Raw genomic sequence first — 23,703 nt, 5'->3', positions numbered from 1 at the left:
CCCGACGTGGGGTCAGGCGGCCGATCCGGCGTACTCGCTCACCTGCTCCGGCCTGCGGTGCCGGCCGCGCGGGGACGCTTCCGCGTCCTGCGTGGAGACCGGGCCCCGGTGCTTGCCGTGTCCGACAGCGGCCTGTCCGTCCTCGGTGGGCCGCGACTCGTTCGTGCTGACGTCGTTCATCGGAAGGAACTCACCCCGTAAACATGATCTTTCCTACAGCCGGGCGAGTGTAACCGGCACACCACCACCCGGATCCAGGCGACCACGCCGACCGGCACTACTTCGTTACAAGCTGTCCCAGAGGCGCCTGTTGCAAGGGGACGGGACGGGGCGCGGAGGGGGCGCCGGGGTCGTGGTGCGCCGGGGGCTCGACGTGGGGCGGGAGCAGGTGGCCGATCATGTCGCCTGAGCAGTAGGGGAGTTGGGACGGAAGGTCCTCGTGCGTGGGTGCGTCGGGGGAGGGCGCCCGGCCGTCCGGCACCGTCCCGGGCCCGAACCCGGCACGCGCCGGGCCCTCGCCGGGACCCGGAGCCTCCGGGCGCTCCACCGGCGGACGGACGTCCAGCCCCGCCCGCCGCCGCTCCTGTCCGGGAGCCCGCAGCCCGGCCACACCGCACGGCACCGCCCCGGTGGCGTACGGCAGCCGCAGCACCCCGTCCGCGGTCCACAGCCCCGCGCCGGCCAGCCACCCCGCCGGCGCCGGGAAGTGGTGCACCCGCCGCTCCGCCGGCCGCCACACCCCGACCCAGCTGCCGAACGCGCCGTCGACGCGCAGCGCCACCGCGCAGCCCTCCGGCGTCAGCATCTGCCCCGGCTGGATCGCGAACGGCGTGACCGTACAGTCCGCCAGTCGCAGGCACTCCGGGAAGCGCACCGGCAGCGTGCTGCCCAGCACCCCCCAGCCCAGCCGGCTCCGCCCGGGTGACGGCGCGTCCGAGCGGATCAGCAGCAGCCCGCTGTCCGGGTCGGCCAGCAGCAACCGGTCGTCGCTGCCGTCGGCGATCTGCAGCAGCGGGGACATCTCGCCGCCGCGCTCCAGGTCCACCACGACCGCCTTGGTGCGCCCGCCGCTCTCCCGGTCCAGCGCCAGCATCCGCCCCTCGCGGTCCAGCCACACCCCGCCCGAGCAGTGCCCGGGAACCTCCGCGAGCTGCTCGGGTCCGAACGCGCCGCCCGCCACCATCCACACCACCGTCGACCGCCGGCCCACGGCGAGGGCGTACGCCCGCTCCCCGTCCGGCGCGGGCGGCAGCAGCCGCAGCCGGGTGCCCTCGTCCGGGCACTCGACCGTGCCCAGCGGCAGCTCACCGGTGCCGGGACCGGCCGGGTACAGCAGGGAGAAGGCGTGCCGTCCGCCCACCAGCCGGTGGATGAGGACCCGCCCGTCGCTCAGGGGTTGCACCTCGGTGCCGGGTTCCTCGGGCTGGTTGCCGGGCAGCGGCACCGCGTAGGGCTCGGGGCCGTCCAGGGTCCAGCGCTCCGGGAAGAAGGAGTCGCCGGCGAGGGCGAGCCGTGCGGCGTAGGAACCGTCGGCGGTGATGGCGCAGCCCGCCCGTCCGGCTCCCTCCTCGTGTCCCGCCGCGGGTTCGATGGCACAGACCGTCATCGTTCGGTCACCTCCGGTGACGAAAGTAGGTCGCGCACGCGCGGACGGCGGACCGGTGGGCCCGCACTTCACACGTAAGGGTGCTCCAGGAACGATTCGCCTGAGGGGGAGGCGGACGTGTGCTCCAGGGGCCGGGGCGCCGGCCGGCGAGGGCGGCGCCGGTTCAGGCGCGCGAGGCCGCCCAGGTAGCCTTGGCAGCGTGCCCCGTCTGTCAGAAGTCATCGCCGCGCTGGAGAACCTGTGGCCCGCCGAGCGGGCCGAGTCCTGGGACGCGGTCGGCACCGTCGTGGGCGAGCCCGGCCAGGAGGTCACACGGGTCCTGTTCGCCGTCGACCCGGTCCGGGAGACCGTCGACGAGGCCGTGAAGCTGGACGCCGACCTGCTGGTCACCCACCACCCGCTCTACCTGCGCGGGACGACCACGGTCGCGGCCTCCACCTTCAAGGGCCGCGTGGTGCACACGCTCATCAAGAACGACATCGCCCTGCACGTCGCCCACACCAACGCCGACACCGCCGACCCGGGCGTCTCGGACGCCCTCGCCGGCGCGCTGGACCTCAGGGTCGTACGCCCCCTCGTGCCGGACCCGTCCGACCCGGACGGCCGCCGGGGCCTGGGCCGCGTCTGCGAGCTCGACCACCCGCTGACCGTCCGCGACCTCGCGGCCCGCGCCGCCGCACGCCTCCCCGCCACCGCGCAGGGCATCCGCGTCGCCGGCGACCCCGACGCGCTCGTGCGCACGGTCGCCGTCAGCGGCGGCTCCGGCGACAGCCTCTTCGACCACGTCCGGGCCGCCGGCGTGGACGCCTTCCTCACCGCGGACCTGCGCCACCACCCGGCCTCCGAGGCCCGCGCCCACAGTCCTCTCGCGCTGCTCGACGCGGCGCACTGGGCCACCGAGTGGCCCTGGTGCGAGCTGGCGGCAGCCCAGCTCGACGAGATCTCCGACCGCCACGGATGGGACCTGCGGGTCCACGTCTCGAAGACGGTCACCGACCCCTGGACCGCCCACGCGGCGTCTCCCGCCACCACCGACACATCTGGAGCCCCCAACTGAACGCCGCGCCCGCCGACCAGATCCGACTCCTCGACGTCCAGGACCTCGACGTCCGCCTCCAGCAGCTCGCGCACAAGCGGAGGTCGCTGCCCGAGCACGCCGAGATCGAGTCGCTGAACCGGGACCTCACCCAGCTCCGCGACCTGCTCGTCGCCGCGCAGACCGAGGAGAGCGACTGCGCCCGCGACCAGACCAAGGCCGAGCAGGACGTCGACCAGGTGCGCCAGCGCGCCGCCCGCGACCAGAAGCGCCTCGACTCCGGTGCCGTCTCCTCGCCCAAGGACCTGGAGAACCTCCAGCGCGAGATCGCCTCCCTCGCCAAGCGGCAGGGCGACCTGGAGGACGTCGTCCTGGAGGTCATGGAGCGCCGCGAGTCCGCGCAGGAGCGGGTCGCCGAGCTGACCGAGCGGGTCGGCTCCGTGCAGGGGAGGATCGACGACGCCACCGCGCGCCGCGACGCGGCCGTCGAGGAGATCGACGGCGAGGCCGCCTCGGTGACGAAGGAGCGCGAGGTCGTCGCGGCCTCCGTGCCCGCCCCGCTGCTGAGCCTGTACGAGAAGCTGCGCGAGCAGCAGGGCGGCATCGGCGCGGCGAAGCTGTACGCCCGCACCTGCCAGGGCTGCCGCCAGGAGCTCGCCATCACCGAGCTGAACGAGATCCGTTCCGCCGCCCCCGACACGGTGGTGCGCTGCGAGAACTGCCGGCGCATCCTGGTGCGTACGTCCGAGTCCGGGCTGTAAGGGGCCCTGGCGGTGCGGGAGTTCATCGTCGAGGCGGACGGCGGGTCGCGGGGCAACCCGGGGCCCGCGGGCTACGGGGCCGTGGTGAGTGACGCGGCGACGGGGGAGACCCTGGTGGAGGCGGCCGAGTACCTCGGTGTCGCCACCAACAACGTCGCCGAGTACCGGGGCCTGCTGGCCGGCCTGCGCGCCGCCCGTGAGCTCGACCCGGAGGCACGGGTCCACGTCCGGATGGACTCCAAGCTCGTCATCGAGCAGATGACGGGCCGCTGGAAGATCAAGCACCCGGCGATGAAGCCGCTCGCGGCGGAGGCGGCGCGGGTCTTCCCGCCGGAGCGGGTCACCTACGAGTGGATCCCCCGCGCGCGGAACAAGCACGCCGACCGCCTCGCCAACGAGGCGATGGACGCGGGCAAGCGGGGCGAGGCGTGGTCGGCGGCGACCTCCCGCGCCGCCCTCGACCTCCCCGAGCCGTCGGGCCCACCCGGCGACGCCACGGCGGGCGCGGCCCGCGCCCGGGCGGCACTGGCATCGGCGCCCGGGGGTCCCGCCGCCGACACCCGGTCCGGCGAGACCGCCGGTACCGAAGCCGCGTCCGCCGGTGCCGCCGCTTCCGGTGCCACCGTTTCCGGACCCGACGGCGTGAGAGCCGACGCGGAGGTACGGGCCGCACGAGCCATCGGCACCGGTGCCGCACCCGCCTCCGGGGCGGCCGGGACCGGTGCCGCCCCCGAGGGCGCCACCGTCGCCGAGGCCGCCGGCGCCGAAGCCAAGGCCGACGCCGATCTCCGTGCCGCGCGGGCCGTCGCCACGCCCGCCGCCGGGTGGGCGCCCGCCGATCTGGGGCCGCCCGCCACCTTCGTGCTGCTGCGGCACGGTGAGACCCCGCTGACCCCGCAGAAGCGCTTCTCGGGCAGTGGCGGCAGCGACCCCTCCCTCTCCTCCGCCGGCCGGGAACAGGCCGAGAAGGCCGCCGAGTTCCTCGCCCGGCGCGGCACCGTCCAGGCGGTCGTCGCCTCGCCCCTCGCCCGTACCCGCGAGACCGCCGGCATCGTCGCCGCCCGTCTCGGGCTCGACGTGGCCGTGGAGGACGGGCTGCGCGAGACGGACTTCGGCGCCTGGGAGGGCCTCACCTTCGGCGAGGTCCGCGAACGCCACCCCGACGACCTGAACGCCTGGCTGTCCTCCCCGGACGCCGAACCCACCGGCGGCGGCGAGAGCTTCGCGGCCACCGCCGCCCGGGTCGCCGCCACCCGCGACCGACTGACCGCCGAGTACCGCGGCCGTACGGTCCTGCTCGTCACCCATGTGACACCGATCAAGACCCTCGTACGCCTCGCCCTGGGCGCCCCGCCCGAGTCCCTGTTCCGCATGGAACTCTCGGCGGCATCCCTCTCCGCCGTGGCGTACTACGCCGACGGCAACGCCAGCGTCCGCCTGTTCAACGACACCTCGCACCTGCGCTGAGCCCCGCCGCCGCACGCGCCAGCGCCTCGACCCGCCCCCAGTCCCGGGCGGCCACCGCGTCCGCCGGAAGCATCCAGCTCCCGCCCACACACCCCACGTTGGGCAGCGCGAGATAGTCCGGCGCGGAATCGGGACCGATGCCCCCGGTCGGGCAGAAGCGGGCCTGCGGCAGCGGACCGGCGAGCGACTTCAGATACGCCGTGCCGCCCGCCGCCTGCGCGGGGAAGAACTTCATCTCCCGCACCCCCCGCTCCAGGAGCGCCACCACCTCCGAGGTGGTCGACACCCCCGGCAGGAACGGCACCCCGGACGCCCGCATGGCTTCCAGCAGGACGTCCGTCCACCCCGGGCTGACCAGGAACCGCGCCCCGGCCGCCACCGCCTCGTCCACCTGTGCCGGTGTGATCACCGTCCCGGCGCCGACCACGGCGTCCGGCACCTCACCGGCGATCGCCCGGATCGCGTCGAGCGCGGCGGGCGTCCGCAGGGTCACCTCGATCGCGGGCAGGCCCCCGGCCACCAGCGCCCGCGCCAGCGGTACGGCGTCGGCGGCGTCCTCGACGACGACGACGGGCACGACGGGGGCGAGGTCCAGCACGGAGAAGGAGTCCGGGGAGGGGGGCAGGGGAGAGCGCATGACGTCATCCTGCCCCCGCTGATGCGCACTGCGCAAAGCCCATTGCAGGGGGTGCAATGAGCGGGTCAGTGCACCTCGTCCACCAGTACGTCCAGCGCCCACGGCGCCCCCGCCCTGGCCGGTGCCGTCGCCTCCACCTCGTACCCGAGGTCCCGCAGCGCCTCCACCAGCCCGCCGGGGTTCTCCGGCGCGGCCCCGGCGGTCAGCAGGCTCCGTACGATCCGCCCCTTGGTCGCCTTGTTGAAGTGGCTGACCACCTTCCGGGTCGGCGCGTGCAGCACCCGTACGGTCGCCGTCCGCGCCGCCACCTCGCCCTTCGGCCTCCAGGCCGCCGCGTACGCCGCCGACCGCAGGTCCAGCACCAGCCCGTCCCCGGCCGCCTCGGGCAGCACATCGGCCATCGGCGCACGCCAGTGCCCGCCCAGCGCGCCGAGGCCGGGCAGCTTCACACCCATCGAGAGCCGGTAGGAGGGAATCCGGTCGGTGACCCGCACCGCGCCCCACAGCCCGGAGAACACCAGCAGGGACGCCGCCGCCCGCCGCTTCGCCGCCGCGTCCAGGGACGCCAGGTCCAGGGCGTCGTACAGCACCCCGGTGTAGATCTCCCCGGCGGGCCGCGCCCCGGCTGTCCGCAGCTCCGCGTTCTTCGCGACCTCGCCCCGCAGCCCCTCGCTCAGCCCGAGCACCTCACGCGCCTTGTCCTCGTCGCCGGCGCACAGGTCCACCAGTTCGGCGAGGACGGCCTCCCGCGCGGCGGCCAGCCCCGGCAGCGACAGCGACTCGGGCTTCAGCGGGGCACCGCGGCCGGAAGCGGCCTTTCCCTCGGACGGCGGCAGCAGGACAAGCACGCGTACTCCTTCGATCGAGCTCGACGTCAGCGTACGGCGTGTGCCGGCCGGGCCCGGTCCGGCTCCTCGCCCTCGGCCCGCTCCATGCCCGGCGGGACGCCGTCAGCCGAGGGGAGCGGGCGCGGCGAGCGCGCGGACGAGGCGTACGAGCCCGTCGGCGTCGTCCGCGTGGAAGCGGACCACACGGATCTCGCGGGGACGCCCGAGGAAGGTGACGTGGGTGACCGGCTCGGCGAGCTCGACGGTGACGGTCGTCTGCGATCCGACGGCGAGATCGAGTTCCCCCTCCGCCGCCTCGTGCGTCATCCGCAGCTCCCGCCGGACCGAGGCGATCCGTCCGAGGGGGATGCGCAGGTCGACGTGGACGGCCCGGCGTACCCGCAGCACACCGCCGTCCACCACATGAGGCCGTACGACGGACGCGGCGTGCAGCGCGACGACGAAGACGACGGTGTACACGTCCAGGAAGAGCACCACCGCGTGCACCGCCGGCCAGCCGTCCAGCAGCACGGACATCGCCACCGTCTCGACCGCGCACACGAACGCGAACCCGTACATCAGGGCCGCCTGCCCGCGCGCGTACCCGAACGCCGTCCCGCCGCCGACCCCGTGCCTGCGCCGGGCCACCCACAGCCAGAGGCTCAGCATCAGCCGCAGCTCGTGCCGGACCAGCGCCCCCGCCACCCGTACACCTCTCATGACCGCTCCTCCGTGACGATGCGCAGCATGCGGCGGAACACCTCCGCCTGGGCCGGCGGGAAGTCGGCGTACAGGGCCCGCAGGAAGCCGTCGGCCTCACCGAGGCCGGTCCCCTCCGGGACCAGCCCGTCCGGCACGGTCGCGGCGAGCGCCCGGGCCGCCTCCTCCACCCGCGGATCGTCCGGCTCGGCGTCGGCGAGCGCGTCGAGCATCCCGTACAGGGCACGCGCCCGCTCCGCCCCGCCCGGCGCGCTCACCACCCCGCCGAGCAGCCCCGTCAGCCGCTCCCGCTCCTCCGGCGGCGCCGCGGTCTCGAGGAGCGCGAGCATCTCGCGGTCCTTGACGGCCATGGGGGAGTCGGCCAGGTGTGCCGTGTCCCGGAACAGCGCGGCCAGCTCCGGCGAGACCGGCCCCTCGGCGCTCGGCCCGCCCCCGTCCTCCAGCAGGGTCCGCAGCCGCGCCCGCCGCTCCCGGATCGCGGCCTCCTGCCGCGCCAGGTCCTCGTCCAGCTCCGTCAGCACCTCGACGAGGTCCTTCCCCGCCTCGTCCGCGAGCACGTCCCGCACCTCGGCGAGCCCAAGGCCCAGCTCGGTCAGCCGCCTGATCCGCGCCAGCACGACGGCGTGCCGCAGGGTGTAGTCCCGGTACCCGTTCCCCAGCCGCTCCGGTTCCGGCAGCAGCCCCGACTGGTGGTAGTGCCGCACCGCCCGCGTGGTGACACCGACGGCCGCGGCGAGTTCTCCGATCCGCATGACCTCAGTAGAAACGTTGACGCCGCGACAGGGTCAAGCCGACCCCGTCGGGTGAACATCCCCCGTCCGCGCCCCGAAGCGAGCCCTCCCCGCGACAGTCCGACCGGCGACCGAAAGCGAGGCACAGCACCGTGATCCCCTACGACCCGATCTCCGAGAACCTCCTCCTGGACTGGTTCACCGGTCTGAACACCCCGGAAGGGTTCCGGGCGGAACTCGTCGAAGGGGAGTTCCTCCTCAGACCACTGCCGGACGGTTCGCACGAGCACTGCCTCAGCCAGATCGTGAGCCGGATCCACACCGGCTCCCGCACCGCCATGGTCTTCTCCGGGAACAAGGGCCTGAAGCTGAAGAGCGCGCACGGCTGCCCACAGGACCATGTGATCCCGGACGGCACCCTCGCCCCCGGGGACCTGCGGCTCTACAGGGGAGCCGACCCCTGGATGCCCTGTGCGGGCGTCGCCATGGTGGTGGAGGTGACCGATGCCAGACCCGAGACCGACCGCGAGACCGAGCCGCGCTGCTACGCCCGCGGCGGCATCCCCCTCTACCTCCTCGTCGACCGCGAAACCTCCTCGGTCACGCTGTTCGGCGACCCGGAGAAGGACGAGTACCGCGAGCGGTGCACCCGCCCCTTCGGCAAACCGATCACCCTCCCCGCCCCCTTCGAATTCGACCTGGACACCGCCGACTTCCTCTGATCCCCTGTGGGCGGGGGTGCGCGGTGACGGACGTACGGGAAGAGGCCCGCTGGACCAGGGCGCGACTCGGGCGGCGCGGTCCTCCTGGACGAACCCCTGAATGCCCCCGTCCTCGCCGGTTCGGTCCTGGCGACGGCCGCCGCGCCGAGGCCCCGCCCGCGCCCGGTACCATGGGCCACACGGCAGACGAGCCGGGCGGGCGGCCGCGTGGAGTCCCTCACGGGACTTCCCGAGGAACGTCCGGGCTCCACAGGGCAGGGTGGTGGCTAACGGCCACCCGGGGTGACCCGCGGGACAGTGCCACAGAAAACAGACCGCCGGGGACCTCGGTCCTCGGTAAGGGTGAAACGGTGGTGTAAGAGACCACCAGCGCCTGAGGTGACTCAGGCGGCTAGGTAAACCCCACCCGGAGCAAGGTCAAGAGGAGACGCCTCTTCGGAAGCGTCTCTGCGCGGACGTTCGAGGGCTGCCCGCCCGAGTTCGCGGGTAGACCGCACGAGGCCGGCGGCAACGCCGGTCCTAGATGGATGGCCGTCGCCGGCGGGCCCGCGAGGACCCGCCGGAACAGAACCCGGCGTACAGCCCGACTCGTCTGCCGCCACCTGCGGCTTCGCCTGGGAGAGGGCCTCTGATCTGGCACGAAGGCCGTCTTACGTGGCGAGTCTGCTGTGGCAGATGACGGTACAGGCGATGCCGGTGAAGGCGACAAATGCTCGGCTTTGTGCTCTGACGGCGATGCGGTCGCAGCACCATGTGCAGGCGAGGCTCAGCGGCAGCCCTCCACACGAACATTACGTGCTTCGACAGCCAGATGATCATCGGCTCTTTCGGCGTCGAAGAGCAATGTGCCTCCTGCCCAAGTGTCCTCCGCTCCCTGTGGGAGCGCCAGCGGCAGCGACGAGAGGATCTCCGGAGTCGTCGATACGCCCCCTAGAAGCAGTTCACGCCCCCACGAAGACGAAACCCGCCCAGTGCACGGGATGGGCGAAGCCTTTGCGGCCCGGCTCGAGTCGGATGAGGGTGCGCCGCAGGCCGCGCGCCGTCGCGTGGGGCAGGCCGTTGGGCGCGCCTGGCGCGAAGTAGTCGGCCTTCTCCTTGTTGGTGGTGTCACGGAGCCAGCGCTGCGCCGCGTGGAGCGCCGAGGCCGGTGCTTGGCTGTTGGTCTTCCATTCGGCGTAGAAGCGCAACATGAGGAGAGCGGTCGAGAGATCGGGGACTTGCCACTGGGAGGCGATCACGCCCGCCACTCCGGCTTCGAGCAGGCTGCTCGCCAGGCTGACGACCTCGTTGGGGACGTCCAGACCGATCACACCCGTCTCGCACGCCGAGAGGACGACCAGGCGGACGGGGTTCTCCTCGCCGAGCCGGACCCTGAGGATGTCCCTGAGCTCCAAAGGTGCGTCTCCGGCGAGGGTCAGCGAACTGCTGAGCGGGTTGAGCAGGTCTGCGCTGCCATGGCAGGCGAAATGAACCACGTCGTGGTCCTTGAGGAGAGGAAGAACCGCCTCCGGAACCGCCTGTTCTCCGGCCAGGACGACACTGTCGGAAAAGTAGGAGCGAACTCCGGCTATTTCGACGGCCGCTTGCTTCAGCGGCGCGGCCGACACCGGCTGGGGATCCTGGACGGCCAGCACACTGGTCTGCCCGGCGCGCCTGGCGCGGGCAACGGCGGTGGCGAGAACCAGGGCGTTCGGGACGGTGCGGATCGGCAGCTCGTCCATCACGTAGCGGCGTCCCCCTGGCCTGTCCGGCGCGGCGGTCCATGCGGCGTTCATCGGCAGCAGTTCGAGATAGCCGCTCCGGATGAGCGTCACGGGTCCCTGGCCCAATGTCTCCGTGAGAGGGCCGAGGACCGCGTCCCACAGCTCTCGCGCGACGTTCTCAAGCCGGGCCCACCAGTTGAGCGTTCCGTCCTGTATCAACGCCCTCAGCCAGCGTGTGACCTGCTCCCTCGTCAGCGTGGGCAGGTCCAGCGGCCGGACGTCGCCCTCGTCGACGATGAGAGCCGCTCCGCCGTATTCGGTCGTGACGAGATACACCAGCCGGTCGGGCGCGCCGGCCGCCACGTCGGCGAAGGTTGGCGGCTTGAGGAACTCGGCCCGTCCAGTCGTGGTCCTGATCTCATCGACAAGATTCTCGAGGTCCGTGCGGGCGGCCCTGACAGCGGCGTCGTGGTCGGGGAAGTCCGCGACGCGGGTGCCGCCGAGCAGGTCACGCTCCAGCCCGTCGCCCGCGGCGGCCAGCCAGCGAGCCGCCGCGGCCTTGAAGCGTTCGGCCAGATCGTGCTGACCATGCTCGCTCAACCATCTGACGTCCGCGGAACCAAGCTGGAGGGCTTCGCTGAGGGAAACGGCCCGAGCGGTCTCCACCGCCATGACCGCGGCTTCATAGTCTCCGGCCCGCGTGAGGGCATAGGCGGCGAACGCCCCGAAGTCCCGGTTCTGCCTGATCACGCGATTGCGCAGCCCGCGGCTCACCTGAAGACGCACGAGTTCGTTCAGCACTTCGGTTGCCGCACGGGACGCCTCGGCCGCCTCCTCCCAGGCCCCGCGCCCGGCGGCCCAGTGTGCCCACTCCACGCTCGCGACGCGGCTCACCCGGGGATCGGTCACCTCGGTCGTCGTGCAGAGCCTTCGGAAGATGGCCGTGGCCTCGGCCCCGGCTGCCGCGTCTGCCTGGTGTGTGTGGCGCCTGCTCAGTGCTTCGGCGAGTTGGAGGGCCGTGCGTTTCTCCGGCAGCGTCCCGGTCCGGGAGGAACGTAACGCCTTCCGGGCCAGTTCGACGGCCTCGTCCAGGTCTGCCAGTTCGTTGGTGACCTGGAACTTCGCAGCTGCCGAGATGCTCAGAGCCGCGAGGGTGTCGGGGCGCACCGGGGAGTTGGCGGGAATGTCGTCGAGTACGCGTCTCAGCAGTGCCTGAGCGCGGTCCAGGTCGGCGCGCTGCTCGTCCAAGCCGAAAAACCGGGTCATATGCGCACTGGCCAGGTTCATCAGACGCTGGGGGAGGTCGGGGTGACCGGGCGGCAACGCCGCCACTGCCTGTTCGTGCAGGCTGATCGCTCGACTGAGCCGGTCCCCTTCGCCCGTGGCGTCATAGGAGGCGCGCAGCGCGTTGGCGAGGTTGCTGACCCCGACCGCCCACGAGGGCGTATGGTCCTCGCTGTCCCAGCCGGAGATCGCCTGCTCGTACGCGGCGATGGCCTTGTCGAGATAACCGAGATCGCCGGTGAAGTTGTAGTGAGCCCGCAGCACAGTTCCCAGGGTCCCTATGATGTTCGGGTAGTGAGGACTGCCTGGCCCGCACCTGCTCAAGGCGTGTTCCAGTCGTTCGGTCGCCCGCCTGAACGCCGCTGTATCGGCGGAGAGCGAGTACTGCTCGCGCCACCGCGCGCCGGTCAGGACAAGCAGGTGATCGTAGATCCTCGCGTCGGGTGGCGTGGTCGCGAGCCGGGCCTCCAGAATCTCGGTGGCACGGCGCAGATCCTCCTGGTCGCCACTGGTTCCGTACCGGTGTACGAGAAGCTGGCTGGTGAGAATGGCGTACGCCGGCGCCGCGGGCCCCGGCGACCCCATGAGTCGGCTCGCGAGGCCGAGCGCGACCGTCACAATCTCCCGCCCGTCGGCGAGCGCCGGATGCAGCCCCGCCACCTCGGTGATCCGCTGGGCCACCTGTTGCCAGTGATACCAGGAGGCTTCGGACAGAGCGGAGGAATACGCGATCGTGGCGAGCGCCCCCTCCAAGTCGTCTGCCTGCAGGGTCAGAGCGAACCGCTCAGCCAAACCGCAGGCAAGCGCGGTCTCGGCCGCCGCCTCCCTCCCCAGCAGGATGCCGTTGTCGAGGTCGGCGAGCGAAGAGTTCACCATGCCGCGGCTTACATAGAGCTCCGCCAGCAAACCCGTCACGTCGACCTGACTCAGCGAGTCCTCGTTCCCGTCCGGGGCATAGGCCTCAAGCCGGGCGATGGCACGCGTCATCTCCTCCGGGTCCCGGCTGTGTCGCGCGTACATCGACTCCGACGCGAGAAGCATCTGCGTCAGCTGCCAGTGCTCCGCTGTGCCCTCCGCTGTCTCGGTGAGCGCGGTGCGCAGCACGGGCACCACGTCGCGGACGTCGCCGGGCCCCTGCAGGGCCCAGAGCCCGTGCACGATGGCCTGTTTACCCACAACCACCTTGAGGAGCCGCGAGCCCGGCTCCGCTACCGCGCGCGCCTGCTCCAGCAGGCTGACAGACCGTCGGAATTCGGCCTCGTCGCCGCGGACCGTCGCGCGCACGGCCAGCGCCTCGCCGAGTTCCGTCAGACACTGGACGAGAACCGGTCCGCGTGGTTCGAGTGCTATCGCGCGCTCGCCGAGCTCGACGGCCCGGTCGATATCGGCATGCGTAGATGTGAGGTCGAAGCGTTGCCGCAGGACAGAGGAATAGTCGGTCAAGACGCGGGGGAGATCGACATCCGCCTCAGAGGCAGTGGCTGCGAGGTGTTCGAACGCGGCAATGGACCGCTCGAGATCCGCTGGCTCTCCGTCCCGGAGGAACCGGTCGCGCAACGAGACCGCGAGGTTGTTGACGTAGAGGGTGTGATTGCCTCTCAGCGCCACCGCCTGTTCGAACAGCTCGATGGCCCGGTCCAGCGCGTCCCGCTCCTCGGCCACGACATGGAGATCTCGGTACGCGGCCCCGACGTTGTGTATGCGGTCCGCCCGCTCGGGATCGTGCTCGGAGGTGATGCCGCGCGCCTCCTCGTAGACCTTCAGCGCCCTCCGCAGGTCGTCGGCGTCTCCGGTGTGCTCGCTGCGGTCGGAGTGGGCATGCCCGAGAAGCACGAGCAGTTCGGCGTGCTGACTCCTGTCCTGCGGGGGCGGATCCAGGGCCGCCAGCGCGACGCGGATGCGAAGGTCCGGCAGCCCCGGGACGGATCGGCTCGCGAATAACTGAACTTTGCGCAACGCCATGCTCATCTCGGTGAGCAAAATCGTGTGTCCTCTGGGTTCCACGACCATCCGGAAGGGGTGATCGAGAAGTCGCTCACACAGCGGCGCCGCCTCGTGCAGGGAATCAGGGGATTGGAGGCGTTCCTGTATCCGGGAGATGAGCGCTTCGAACTCGGCTGTGCCCGCCGACGCCTTGGCGAGCCGGGCGAGCCCCCTCTTGTCGCCCGCCTCCCTGCAGACGTGGATCACGCGAAGCGTGAATCTGGCAGGGTACGACTCTGTGTCCTCTTCCTCGCCCGCACCGCGCGTGTCGAGGAGTGATCTCAGGAACGCCGCGAAGGCGGGAGTCAATGCCCGGGGGTGAGCCCGGAACCACGCGCTCATCCCGGAAACGCTGCCGCCCCTTAAGAAGGTTGCCTCGTACGCCCTGGTCAGGGCATACAGGAGAGCGGTCGCCTCATCGCGGCTCATGAAGTCGCCGGACGAGCGAGCCCTGCGTGCCGCTTTTCTCTTCCGACTTGACATGTTCGCTTTGTCTCCGCCGCCCCGCACGCCAGAATGAACCGTGTCCTTCGATGACTTCGACCACGGTACTGCGTCCGAGGAAGCTCGTCTGGTCCACGCCATCGAGCGTGTTGCCGAGGAACTCCCCGAACTACTGCCCCGCGAACCGGACATACGGGCGGAGTTCGGAGCGTTGCTCACCCGGCTGAGGGCGGACGCCACTGCGACTCGGGACGAGACGCTCGACGAGATCCTGGAGCTGCTGGCGGCTCGGGATCCGACACGAGAGCGCTTGAACGAGTTGGTGGGCCCCGAGCCCGGTATCGATCGTCACGTGCGCCTCGCCGGCGACCCCTTCGTCGGGTATGAACGGCACGTCTGCCCCCGGTGCGGGCGGTTCTGGGTGATCCTCGACGCCGACGAGGACGACCAACCACCCGAGCGCTGCCCGGACGACGGCGCGGTGCTGACCGGCACCTCTGGGGTGTGAGCACGCCGTGATCGGGGAGTTCTGGCGAGGGGTCGGTGGACGGCTGGCCGAGCGCTGGGTCGCCGCGCTCTTCTCGCCCGCGTTCGCGTTCTGGGTTGGCGGACTGCTCGCCTGGCTGGCGCGCTCCGAGTCCCGGGGCGGAGGCTGGACCTCCAGAGCTCTCGCGTTCGGGCGTGAGCTTCAGGGACAGCCGGCGATCGTGCAGGGAATCTGCGTGGTGGCACCCCTTACCCTGATCGTCCTCTCCGGCTTGGCGCTGCAGCAGCTCGCCTTTCCAGTGCTGCGCGCTCTGGAAGGTTACTGGCCCGCTCCATTCGCGCCCCTGGCTCACACACTGCGGGAGCGGTTGTCACACCGCTCCGACGTGGAATCCCAGCGGCTTCGGCAGCTCGCAGCCAGGTCACTCCCGGAACTCACTGCGGGCGAACTGGCGGAACGAGCACGCCTCGAGCGCCGTCACCGCCGCCTACCGGCCCAGCGCGTCCAACGGATGCCGACTCGGTTGGGGAACAGCCTGCGTGCAGCGGAGTCCCGCATACGTGCCCGCTACGGTCTCGACCCGATCGTGTGCTGGCCGAGGCTGTGGCTGCTGCTGCCCGACACCGCGCGGCAGGAGACCACAGCCGCTTACGCCTCGATGCTGCTGACCGTCCAGGTGTTCCTTTGTGGAGTGCTGTTCACCGTATGGACCGTGTGGTCCTGGTGGGCTCTCCCCGTAGGGCTGCTGGTAGCCGCCGCCGCATACGCGAGGATGCTCCCGGCTGCGTCTGCCGTCGGAGATGTCGTCGAGTCCTGCTTCGACGTACACCGTCGGCTTCTCTACCAGGCGGCTCACTGGCCACTGCCTACCAATCCACGCGACGAGCGGGCCGAGGGCACGCGCCTGACCACCTATCTGCACACGGGCTCCCGCAGCCCGGAGCCGACCTTTGTCCAGCCGACCGACTTCCCGTCATCAGGGCCGTAGTACGTGGTGACGGGCGGTGTCTCAGGCACATCGTGGACCGTGAGTGGAGCCGTCGAGGAAGTGGTCTGAGTGAGCTCAGTGCTTGTTGATTCTCGGTTCGGCGGGTCGGCTGCCGTGTGGTGCCCCTGAGGGAGAAGCCGAGGAGCCCGACCTCGCACGCGAGGACCGACGCAAGGCGACCGTGCAGAAGCAGAAGCAGGGCGGGAAGCGGACAACGGAGGTCGGACGGTGACGGCAGGAGGATCGCGTCCGGTGCCCAAGCCGGGCCCGCCGCGTCCGGTGCAGCAATGTTTCCAGGAGCGGCCTTCACCGTTCCCCTGGGAACAGGACGCCCTCGACCACGTACGTCGACTGATGCCTTCCGTCGATCCCTACCGGGCCTGGGCGACCTTTTCCTTCACCGCTCGGTCGGGCCGCATCAACGAGCGCGACCTGCTGATCGCCGTGCCCGCAGGCCTGTCCAGGCTCGCCGAATCGACGCTGGCGAGACGGCTGGCCGATCTGGAGTGGGCAACACAAGTGCTCTCTGAACAAGTGCGCTTCGTCATGTGTCCAGGATGAGCACGTGGCCCCTGTCACGAGCCGCATCAGGTCGCCAGGTCTGGGGTCTCGTCGGCCCTCAGGATGCAGAACCCTGCTCCTCCCGGGACGAGTCGGCGGACTCCGCGCCCGACACCGAGTCCGGTCGAGCGTGCTGCCGTCCTCCGCCTACTTCCCGAGGTCGTGCTGCCGCTGTTCCAGGCACCTCAGCCACAGAGCGTGAGCTGCCCGAGCCTCCCGCAGCGACGCCTGTGCGAACCGCTCGTCCGCGAAACCTGTCTTCGCGGCCTGCTGCACGACGGTGACCAGATGGTCGGCCACGGCCGAGAGACGTTCCCTGTGTGCCTTTTCCAGCTGCGGTGCGAGTTGCGTCCCGCGGTCGGCCATCGCCAGGAGATCGTCGTACTCCGCATCGTCGCCGTACGTGGATGGCACAGTGCGCAGATCGGTCTCGCGAAGTCTGGCCACGTCGGCCGGCGGCGCATCGTCCTCGGCAGATGTCTCCCGATCCAGAATCCGATTCAGCAGACGCAGCGTCGCCGCCGACTGCCGTACCTTCCCAGCGATCACGTCGAGAGCCGTCAGTTCCGCCGCGACCTCTTCCCGGGCCTCCTGTGTGAGCAGTTGCCGCAGGCGGCCCGCGGCATTCTCGCCGCGGACGCCGGCCTCGTCGATCACGCTGTCGCAGGCGTTGAGTTCGGTGAACGCTCGCTCCGCCGTGGCGATCGAGGCCCTTAACATGCCCGCCGTGTCCTCTTCGAAGAAGCCCACCGCACCCCGCAGTTCGGCCACCGTGATGGGTACTGCTTCCAACAGGTCCTCGATGCGAGGCCCGCCGACGGGCAGCCTGCCGTCCATGTTCTGTCCCCCTCGCTCTGCGGCCACCCATGAGAAGCGGCCGTTTATGTGTACAGCGTGAACATCGCGTGTCGCACACCCCAGAATATGCGTGTGATCACACACGACACCGGCTTCGTCTACGTCATGCGGAATCCTGCGATGCCCGACATGGTGAAGATCGGCCTCACCACGCTGCTGCCGGAAGAACGTGCAGCGAAGATCTCCGGACACGAGGGCGTACCACTGCCGTTCGAGGTCGTCTTCCGGGCGCTGACCATGCGCTGGTCCAAGGTCGAGAAGCTTGTCCATCGGCGTCTGAGTGAACACCGGGTCAATCCGCGACGGGAGTACTTCTCCGTGTCCGCCGACATCGCCGTGGAAACCGTCCGTGAGTGCGTGCTGGAGGTCAACGGCAACGACGCCTGGGAGGTCGGGGAGATCCATCCCATCGGCGGTGATGACCGCGTTGTGCTCTCCCTGGAGGCGGGCGAGGTCTTCGTCCTGCTTGCCCAGCCGTCGTTGTTCGGTGGTGGCGGGTGGGAGCCGCTCGACCTCTGGCAGGCGCACTCCGACGGTGATCAGTTGGAGATCTATGCCGCGGACGGTCCGGATGAGGTCGCCGGGTTCAGTGACGGTGACGCCGGCGGGGATGACGACCCCGTACCCCATCTCGACGCTGCGGGGCACGTCGCCAACGGAATGCTCATCGGCCGTGAGCGCCTCGCGCCAGGTGACCGCATTCTGTGGATGCGGGACGGGGAGCAGCCGGGGGCATGCAGAGGCGTGCTCTTCGAGGCTCGGGAGTACTGCCAGATCGCCTGCCGTACTTGGAACCCGCAGGTGACCTCGGACGGGATGCCTCTCATCCTCAACCACCTCGAGCGTGACCCCTCGCCCGCCATGGTCGCTGTCTCCCAGCTCGCCCTCCGCCTCCCCGGCCCGCGCACCTGGGCGCCGCGCCCGATGACTCGCGAAGAGCCGGCCCTTTCTCTCCCCGGTCCCGGACGTTGGCTCCCCCAGCTCAGGCCGAAGAAGGGCCGGCCTCCCCGCCGGGGCAACCGTTCAACCTGAACAGCGTGGCCGTCACCGCCCCCCCACAGGCCGCTGCACGACGTGAGCCGCAGGACATACGAGGAGAACGATGACCGACGCATACCCCGAGCTCTACCTGAAACTGCCGAGGGGTGGGCCGGAAGCCCGGGGCCGGCTGCTGGGGGAGAAGGGCGCCAGAGGGAGCCAGAGGTTCGTCATCGCGGCGGGGTCTCCAGCCCAGACCAAAGCGGTTCCCTCGTTCGCGGCGCGCAAGCCGACGTCGTACCGCACACGACAGCAACTCATTTCGCAGGGAGTGCTGCGGCACTCGGAGAGGTGGCCGGGGTACCTGGAAACGGCCCGGGACATCGAGTGCACCTCGCCCTCGTCCGCCGCCGAGATCCTGCGGGGCTGCAGTGTCAATGGCTGGGGTGAGTGGAAGTCGGCCGACGGGCAACCACTCGCCCATCTCGATCACCTGTCGAGCGCACCCAACCGCGCCTGGTTCATCGGCGGCTCCAACGTGACCGGAGTCGATCTTGTCCAGCCGCTGTGGCTTGCCGAGGGACTTGTCACCGTGGCCGCCACCCGACTACGGCAGGGCATCGAAGCGAACCCGGACCGGAACCTGCTGCGCACCCTCGTGGAGGAGGACTACGAGACGGCGGCCACGTACAACCAGAAACAGGAACTCGTCGAGGCGCTGCATGTCTTCCTCACCCGGATGAAGCCGGACGACACGGTGTGTACGCGCTCCAGCGGGCGGCTCTACGTCGGCAAGGTCACCGGAGCGGCCGAACAGATCGCGTCTGAGGACGGGCGGTCCAACCTGCGGCGGCCCGTCGACTGGCAGGACACGAGCTACGAGTGGGAGGAACTGCCGGAGGAGCTTCGGCAGAAGGTGTCGGTCCAGCACGATGTCGTCGACTTGACCGCCCTGCAAGCCCTCATAGACGGCTTGGGGTTGACCGATGAGCAACTGGCCGACGAAGCCGAGGCCACTGTGGGCGATCCCGGCGCGGAACTGCCGGCCCAGACCGCCCGTCGGAAGCTGGAACTTCCAGAACCGGACCAGGCGCTCACGGACCGCCTCAACGTGCACAGTGTTTCGTGGCTGCGTGAAGTGTGCGACCTGCTGTGGGACGAGAAGCAGATCGTGTTCTACGGGCCGCCTGGAACAGGAAAAACGCATCTTGCGCTGAGACTTGCCGAGTTTCTCGGTGGAGGCCTCGAGCAGGTGAAACTGGTGCAGTTCCACCCCTCCTATTCCTACGAGGACTTCTTCGAGGGCTACCGTCCCCGGGAGGACCCGAAGACCAAAGAGGTCGCCTTCCGGCTCACGGCCGGTCCGCTGCGCGAACTCGCGGACCGCGCCGGCAAGGAGGGCAACCGGCACATTCCTCACTTCCTGATCATCGACGAGATCAACCGGGCCAACCTGGCGAAAGTCTTCGGGGAGCTCTACTTCCTGCTGGAGTACCGGCGCCAGACTCTGCGACTCACCTACTCCGGTGACGACTTCTTCCTGCCGGACAACCTTTTCATCATCGGCACCATGAACACTGCCGACCGCTCCATCGCCCTCGTGGACGCGGCCATGCGGCGCCGCTTCGCGTTCGTCGAACTCTCCCCGAGCACCGAGCCGACGCGCGGGCTGCTGCGTCGCTGGCTGGCGAAGAAGGAGCAGGACGCAGAGCGGGCCGATTTGCTGGACGAGCTCAACTCCCGCATCGACGATCCCGACTTCCAGATCGGGCCGGCCTACCTGATGAAGCCCGGTGTGGACAGGGAGGGCGGGCTGGAACGCACCTGGCGCACCAAAATCCTTCCATTGCTGGAGGAACACCACTACGGAGAGGGCGTGAAAATCGAGAAGCGGTACGGGCTCGCGTCCCTGCGTGCGGCGCTTGCGGCCCGCGAAGACGGGCCCGTCACGTGAGTGCCGTCGGTGGGGCCGTCGAGCTCGTCGAGCATGCCCGGGCGGTGAGCCGACCTCTTCCCGACGCGGTGGGCCGGGCCCTCGCCGCCTCGCGCATCGTCGACGCGGCGCCCGACCCATACGTGGTCGGTCACTGGGTCCTGAAGGCCGGCAGCAAGGTGGGTGCCGTGTCCGTGACTGCGCCCGGCGCGGCGCCGGTCACGGTACGGATCATCCCCAAGGTGCCGATGGCCCGGCTGTTCTTCCTGCTGGGCTACAGCCTCGATCCCCGCGGCTGGCGGGACGGCCAGGTGGATGTGGCCGAACACCGGGAGGTGCTGCCCGTGCTGGCCCACGCGTTTGAGCGCCAGACGGATCGCGCGATCCGTGCAGGGGTGCTCCAGGGGTACCGGACGACAGAGGACACCGCTCTCGTCGTCCGGGGGCGCATCCGCGAGGCCGAGCAGGTCCGCAGACGGTTCGGCGCCGCACTGCCCGTCGAGATCGGGTACGACGAGTTCACCACCGACATACCCGAGAACCGGCTGCTGCGTGCCGCCACTGAACGGCTGTTGCGTCTGCCCGGCGTCCCGCGTCCCGTACGGGCCCGGCTGCTGCACCAGCGGACGCGGCTCATCGACGTCACCCCACTCGTACGCGGGCAGAGGCTGCCCGAGTGGCGTCCCTCCCGGCTCAACGCGCGGTACCACCACGCGCTTCATCTGGCGGAGGCGGTCCTTGACGGGGCGTCGGCCGAGCATCGTCCAGGTGGTCTGCGCATCGACGGGTTCCTCTTCGACATGAACAAGGTGTTCGAGGACTTTGTCTGCGTCGCTCTGCGCGAGGCGCTGAGGCCGTACGGTGGACGCGGTGTGCTCCAGGCAAGGGGTGTGTACCTGGACGAGGACGAACGCGTCCGGATGCGACCTGATTTCGTTTGGTACGGCGACGGGAACGCGAGCCGGCCCCTCGCTGTCGTCGATGCCAAATACAAGACGGAGAAGAAGGACGGCTATCCGGACGCCGACCTGTACCAGATGCTGGCGTATTGCACTGCGTTGGGGCTCCCCGCAGGGCATCTCGTGTACGCGAAGGGCAACGCCCCGCATGCCGGCCATCGCGTGCGCGAGGCGGGGATCGTCCTGCATCAGCACGCCCTCGACCTCGACCGGTCGCCGGACGGCCTCCTGGCCGAAGTGAGTGACCTGGCCGGAGAGATGGCCGCGATCGCCCCCGAGCGGCGATCGCAGGTGACCACTGTCCCCGGACCGGTGTGAGGAACACACCGGTCCCGCAGCTCCCCTTCCCGATCTCCTCGGGGAGAGCGACGACGTCCTGGAGAAGCCGGTCAGGGCCGGTGTGCGCAACGCGATGGCCAAGTGCCGGCAGCTGATCGTGGTCGAACCGTACGCATGCCCTGACCACCCGGAGGCCCGGGCCGAATCGGGGTCGGATCGGAGCGGTTTCCTCTGACCGTCTCCGATCGCTTCCGCACCCCGACCTGGCAGGTCACAGTCGATCCGGCTCGCAGACGAGCAGGTCGGAAGGGTGCTTCGGACAGGCCCGGCGTACGGTCCGAGTCGGCTGCCGCTCTCCATGGCCGGCCGTCACGGGAACTTCACGATCGGCGGCATTTCCCCACTTCGGTGCCTCGGTCGTCACAGTAGCCCGGGTGGGAAAGGGGCTCGGTGTTCGCACAGTTGGCCAAAATTGGTTAGTTCGTTCGGGTGGTGAGGTCGGTGAAACCCCGCGGCCGAGGCGATGTGACGTCGCGTCAGTGCCGCCCCCGCCCGCATTCCCGCACTTCGGCCGGGCTCGTCCGGCACCGTCCCGGGTACCACAGGGGCGCGTACGAGCGATGGGTTTACGACGAACTCGTATTGCTGACGGACTGTGCAACAAGCTAGGGCTTCTCGTACATCCGGGTGATTAGCATGAGCCGTACGTGGTCGGAAGATCGCCTTCCTGTTGGCTGACCTCTTTCCCGGCCCGCGGCTGCGTCGTGCCGCCGCCTCCTGATTCCCCTGTTCTCACCGACCGAGGGACCGCTCCATGCCAGTGCCTGCTTCGCCCAGCCAGCACCCGCCGGCGGGGGTGCCGCGCACCTCGTTCGCCGCACGGGCGGCCGTACTGGTGGCGAGCGCCGCCGCCGGCGGCGCGGCGCTCGCCCTGGCGCCGTCCGACGCCACCACATGGGCCCTGGCCGTGGTGGCGGCCGGCTGGGTGTGCGTCGCCGTCACCGTCCTCGTCGACCACCGGATCGTCCGCCGGGCCCGCGGCGCGACCGCCGAGCGGGAGGCGGAGAACAGCCGCCTCAAGGCCGAAGCGGCCCGGCTGTCGGCCGAGATCTCCCACCTGGCCGGTGTGACGCTGCCCGCCGTGGCCCAGCGGCTGCGGGAGGGCGCGGGCGCGGACGACGTGCTGGGCAGCGTTCCGCCGCCGTCCGACCCGCAACTGCGGCGGCTCACGCACACCTTCGCCGCCACCGTCGAGGAGGACGTGCGCCGGGCGGCCGTCCTGGACGGCGAATACCGCAGGATGCGGAGCGAGGTGGAGCAGGCGGCGGCCGAGTACGAGCACTTCGTGAAGGAGGCGCTGCCCGCCGCGGTCGCCCGGCTGCGCGAGGGCCGGTCCGCCGACACCGTGCTCGCCGAGACCGACCTGCCCCGGCTGCCCGCGCTGCGCGTCCCGGCCGAATCGTTCATCCGCGAACTCGCCCACAGCGAGCGGCGCGCCGCCGCGGCACAGGCCGCCTCCGCCAAGGCGCTCAGCCGCGTCCAGGCCAAGGCCGTGCGGATGCTCGCCGACCTGCGGGAGATGCAGGAACGGCACGGCGAGGAGGTCTTCGGCGACCTGCTGAAGCTGGACCACAGCACCTCCCAGCTCGGCCTGATGACCGACCGGCTGGCGCTGCTCATGGGCGGCCGGTCCAGCCGGGCCTGGAACAAGCCGATCGTGATGGAGAGCATCCTGCGCGGCGCCGCCGGCCGCATCGCCTCCTACCAGCGGGTCCGCCTGCACTGTTCCACCCGCGCCGCGGTCTCCGGCTTCGCCGCCGAGGGTGTGATGCACCTGCTCGCCGAACTGATGGACAACGCCGCGAACTTCTCCCCGCCCATCGACGAGGTGCACGTCTACGTCGAGGACCGCAGCGCCGGCATCGTCGTCACCATCGAGGACAGCGGCCTGAAGATGGCCGACGCGGCGATGCGCCGCGCCGAGGAGGCCGTGACCGGCCGCGTCACCGACCTCGCGTCGCTGCAGGGCACCCGGCTCGGCCTGGCCGTGGTGGGACGGCTCGCGGCGAAGTACGGCATCAGCGTCAACTACCGCCCCTCCTCCCGCGGCGGTACCGGCGTCGTCGTCCTGCTGCCGCTGGACCTGCTCGCCCAGCAGCGCGACATGGTCCCGCACGAGACGGCCCCCCGGCCCGAGGCGACGCCCGCACACGCCCCCGCCGAGCTCACACCCGCCCCGGCCCCGCTGCCCGACACCGCCGCCCGCCCCGAGGCCGCCGCACCGTCCCCGGCCGCCGGGCACACGGCCGCACGGCCCGAACTGCCCCCGGCCACCGCACGGCCCGAGCCGCCCGAACCGGGACGGCACCGGCGGCCCGACGGCACCACGCCGAACGGCCTGCCGGTCCGCGCCCCCGGCCGCACCATGGCCGAGGCGGAACGCGAACGCGAACAGCGCCAGGCGGCGTCCGCCCAGGCCGGCGACACGGCGTCGACACGGCGCCCGGCACGCGACGCGGGCGCCCGCTTCGGCGCCTTCCACCGCGCACGGCGGCCCTCGGACGGCACCGCCGGACCGGATGACGCCCGGCCCGGGCCGCAGCCGCCCACGGCCCCGTAGTCCCACCCCTTCCCGTACGGGGGCGAGTCGCCTCCTCCCGTACGGCGTCCGGGGCGACGGCGCCCCTTCCCGCTCGAGCTCGTGAGATAGGAGGAACGGGCCGGTGGCCGGTCAGCCGG

19 protein-coding genes and 1 other RNA gene are annotated in these 23,703 nt (G+C 71.0%); 12 read left to right on the top strand and 8 right to left on the bottom strand.

Going from position 1 to position 23,703, the window contains the following annotated elements:
• Positions 1–12 precede the first annotated feature (12 nt).
• The gene (locus tag IH50_RS41985; RefSeq protein ID WP_199822062.1) at positions 13–180 is read right to left on the bottom strand and encodes a hypothetical protein; all 168 of its coding nucleotides are present in this window, start codon (positions 178–180) and stop codon (positions 13–15) included.
• A 97-nt stretch (positions 181–277) separates the two neighbouring features.
• The gene (locus IH50_RS0109725; RefSeq protein ID WP_030859407.1) at positions 278–1,606 is read right to left on the bottom strand and encodes a hypothetical protein; all 1,329 of its coding nucleotides are present in this window, start codon (positions 1,604–1,606) and stop codon (positions 278–280) included.
• A gap of 199 nt (positions 1,607–1,805) precedes the next feature.
• Here IH50_RS0109725 and IH50_RS0109720 point away from each other — a divergent pair, with 199 nt between their 5' ends.
• Genes IH50_RS0109720 through IH50_RS0109710 form a run of 3 tightly spaced genes read left to right on the top strand, consistent with a single transcriptional unit; the run spans position 1,806 to position 4,870 of the window.
• Positions 1,806–2,663, top strand: coding sequence for a Nif3-like dinuclear metal center hexameric protein (locus IH50_RS0109720; RefSeq protein WP_030859405.1), 858 nt, complete (start codon positions 1,806–1,808; stop codon positions 2,661–2,663).
• Positions 2,660–3,403, top strand: a complete 744-nt coding sequence (locus IH50_RS0109715; protein ID WP_030859403.1) for a zinc ribbon domain-containing protein — start codon at positions 2,660–2,662, stop codon at positions 3,401–3,403. Before IH50_RS0109720 ends, IH50_RS0109715 begins: the two co-directional genes overlap by 4 nt.
• A gap of 12 nt (positions 3,404–3,415) precedes the next feature.
• Positions 3,416–4,870, top strand: coding sequence for a bifunctional RNase H/acid phosphatase (locus IH50_RS0109710; protein ID WP_030859401.1), 1,455 nt, complete (start codon positions 3,416–3,418; stop codon positions 4,868–4,870).
• On the opposite strand, the gene eda is transcribed toward IH50_RS0109710, so the two are convergent.
• From eda to IH50_RS0109690, 4 genes are all read right to left on the bottom strand, one after another.
• Positions 4,845–5,507 (bottom strand): bifunctional 4-hydroxy-2-oxoglutarate aldolase/2-dehydro-3-deoxy-phosphogluconate aldolase, encoded by a 663-nt coding sequence (eda, locus tag IH50_RS0109705; protein WP_030859399.1) that lies wholly within the window; start codon positions 5,505–5,507, stop codon positions 4,845–4,847. The genes IH50_RS0109710 and eda overlap by 26 nt on opposite strands.
• A 65-nt stretch (positions 5,508–5,572) precedes the next feature.
• The gene (yaaA, locus tag IH50_RS0109700; protein ID WP_030859398.1) at positions 5,573–6,355 is read right to left on the bottom strand and encodes a peroxide stress protein YaaA; all 783 of its coding nucleotides are present in this window, start codon (positions 6,353–6,355) and stop codon (positions 5,573–5,575) included.
• A 102-nt stretch (positions 6,356–6,457) separates the two neighbouring features.
• A complete protein-coding gene (locus IH50_RS0109695) occupies positions 6,458–7,054 on the bottom strand; it encodes a hypothetical protein (protein ID WP_030859395.1) in 597 nt (198 codons plus the stop codon).
• Positions 7,051–7,806, bottom strand: a complete 756-nt coding sequence (locus IH50_RS0109690; protein WP_030859393.1) for a MerR family transcriptional regulator — start codon at positions 7,804–7,806, stop codon at positions 7,051–7,053. The genes IH50_RS0109695 and IH50_RS0109690 overlap by 4 nt, the downstream gene beginning before the upstream one ends.
• A 134-nt stretch (positions 7,807–7,940) precedes the next feature.
• Here IH50_RS0109690 and IH50_RS0109685 point away from each other — a divergent pair, with 134 nt between their 5' ends.
• Together IH50_RS0109685 and rnpB are read left to right on the top strand one after the other, a co-directional pair.
• Positions 7,941–8,507 carry a Uma2 family endonuclease gene (locus tag IH50_RS0109685; RefSeq protein WP_030859391.1) on the top strand — a complete coding sequence of 189 codons (567 nt, stop codon included), beginning with the start codon at positions 7,941–7,943 and terminating at the stop codon, positions 8,505–8,507.
• Positions 8,508–8,694: 187 nt separating this feature from the next.
• Positions 8,695–9,102, top strand: an RNA gene (gene rnpB, locus IH50_RS38710) — RNase P RNA component class A.
• Positions 9,103–9,448: 346 nt separating this feature from the next.
• Here the strand turns inward: rnpB and IH50_RS0109680 are convergent.
• Entirely contained in the window at positions 9,449–13,819 is a 4,371-nt protein-coding gene (locus IH50_RS0109680; RefSeq protein ID WP_158801180.1) for a CHAT domain-containing protein, read from the bottom strand.
• 181 nt (positions 13,820–14,000) lie between these two features.
• Here IH50_RS0109680 and IH50_RS0109675 point away from each other — a divergent pair, with 181 nt between their 5' ends.
• The 3 genes from IH50_RS0109675 (at position 14,001) to IH50_RS39540 (ending at position 15,957) form a co-directional block, all read left to right on the top strand.
• Positions 14,001–14,429 (top strand): hypothetical protein, encoded by a 429-nt coding sequence (locus tag IH50_RS0109675; RefSeq protein WP_030859387.1) that lies wholly within the window; start codon positions 14,001–14,003, stop codon positions 14,427–14,429.
• A 7-nt stretch (positions 14,430–14,436) separates the two neighbouring features.
• Entirely contained in the window at positions 14,437–15,396 is a 960-nt protein-coding gene (locus tag IH50_RS0109670; protein ID WP_030859385.1) for a hypothetical protein, read from the top strand.
• A gap of 252 nt (positions 15,397–15,648) precedes the next feature.
• Positions 15,649–15,957, top strand: coding sequence for a hypothetical protein (locus IH50_RS39540; RefSeq protein WP_199822061.1), 309 nt, complete (start codon positions 15,649–15,651; stop codon positions 15,955–15,957).
• Between the two features lie 147 nt (positions 15,958–16,104).
• On the opposite strand, the gene IH50_RS0109665 is transcribed toward IH50_RS39540, so the two are convergent.
• Entirely contained in the window at positions 16,105–16,794 is a 690-nt protein-coding gene (locus IH50_RS0109665) for a hypothetical protein (RefSeq protein ID WP_030859383.1), read from the bottom strand.
• A gap of 48 nt (positions 16,795–16,842) precedes the next feature.
• Here IH50_RS0109665 and IH50_RS38700 point away from each other — a divergent pair, with 48 nt between their 5' ends.
• The 4 genes from IH50_RS38700 to IH50_RS0109645 all read left to right on the top strand — a co-directional run bounded on the left by IH50_RS38700 (position 16,843) and on the right by IH50_RS0109645 (position 23,584).
• Positions 16,843–17,847, top strand: coding sequence for a GIY-YIG nuclease family protein (locus IH50_RS38700; protein ID WP_051767233.1), 1,005 nt, complete (start codon positions 16,843–16,845; stop codon positions 17,845–17,847).
• Positions 17,848–17,917: 70 nt separating this feature from the next.
• Positions 17,918–19,747, top strand: coding sequence for a DUF4357 domain-containing protein (locus IH50_RS0109655; protein WP_030859380.1), 1,830 nt, complete (start codon positions 17,918–17,920; stop codon positions 19,745–19,747).
• Positions 19,748–19,791: 44 nt separating this feature from the next.
• On the top strand, positions 19,792–21,003 hold the full coding sequence (locus IH50_RS0109650) for an McrC family protein (protein WP_234328119.1): 1,212 nt from the start codon (positions 19,792–19,794) through the stop codon (positions 21,001–21,003).
• Between the two features lie 775 nt (positions 21,004–21,778).
• Positions 21,779–23,584 carry an ATP-binding protein gene (locus IH50_RS0109645; RefSeq protein ID WP_051767231.1) on the top strand — a complete coding sequence of 602 codons (1,806 nt, stop codon included), beginning with the start codon at positions 21,779–21,781 and terminating at the stop codon, positions 23,582–23,584.
• Positions 23,585–23,703: the final 119 nt, after the last annotated feature.

It is taken from the genome of Streptomyces sp. NRRL S-37 (assembly GCF_000721605.1).
GTDB lineage: Bacteria > Actinomycetota > Actinomycetes > Streptomycetales > Streptomycetaceae > Streptomyces.
Note: the sequence above shows the minus strand (reverse complement) of the source record. Positions and strands in the feature narration are given on the sequence as shown.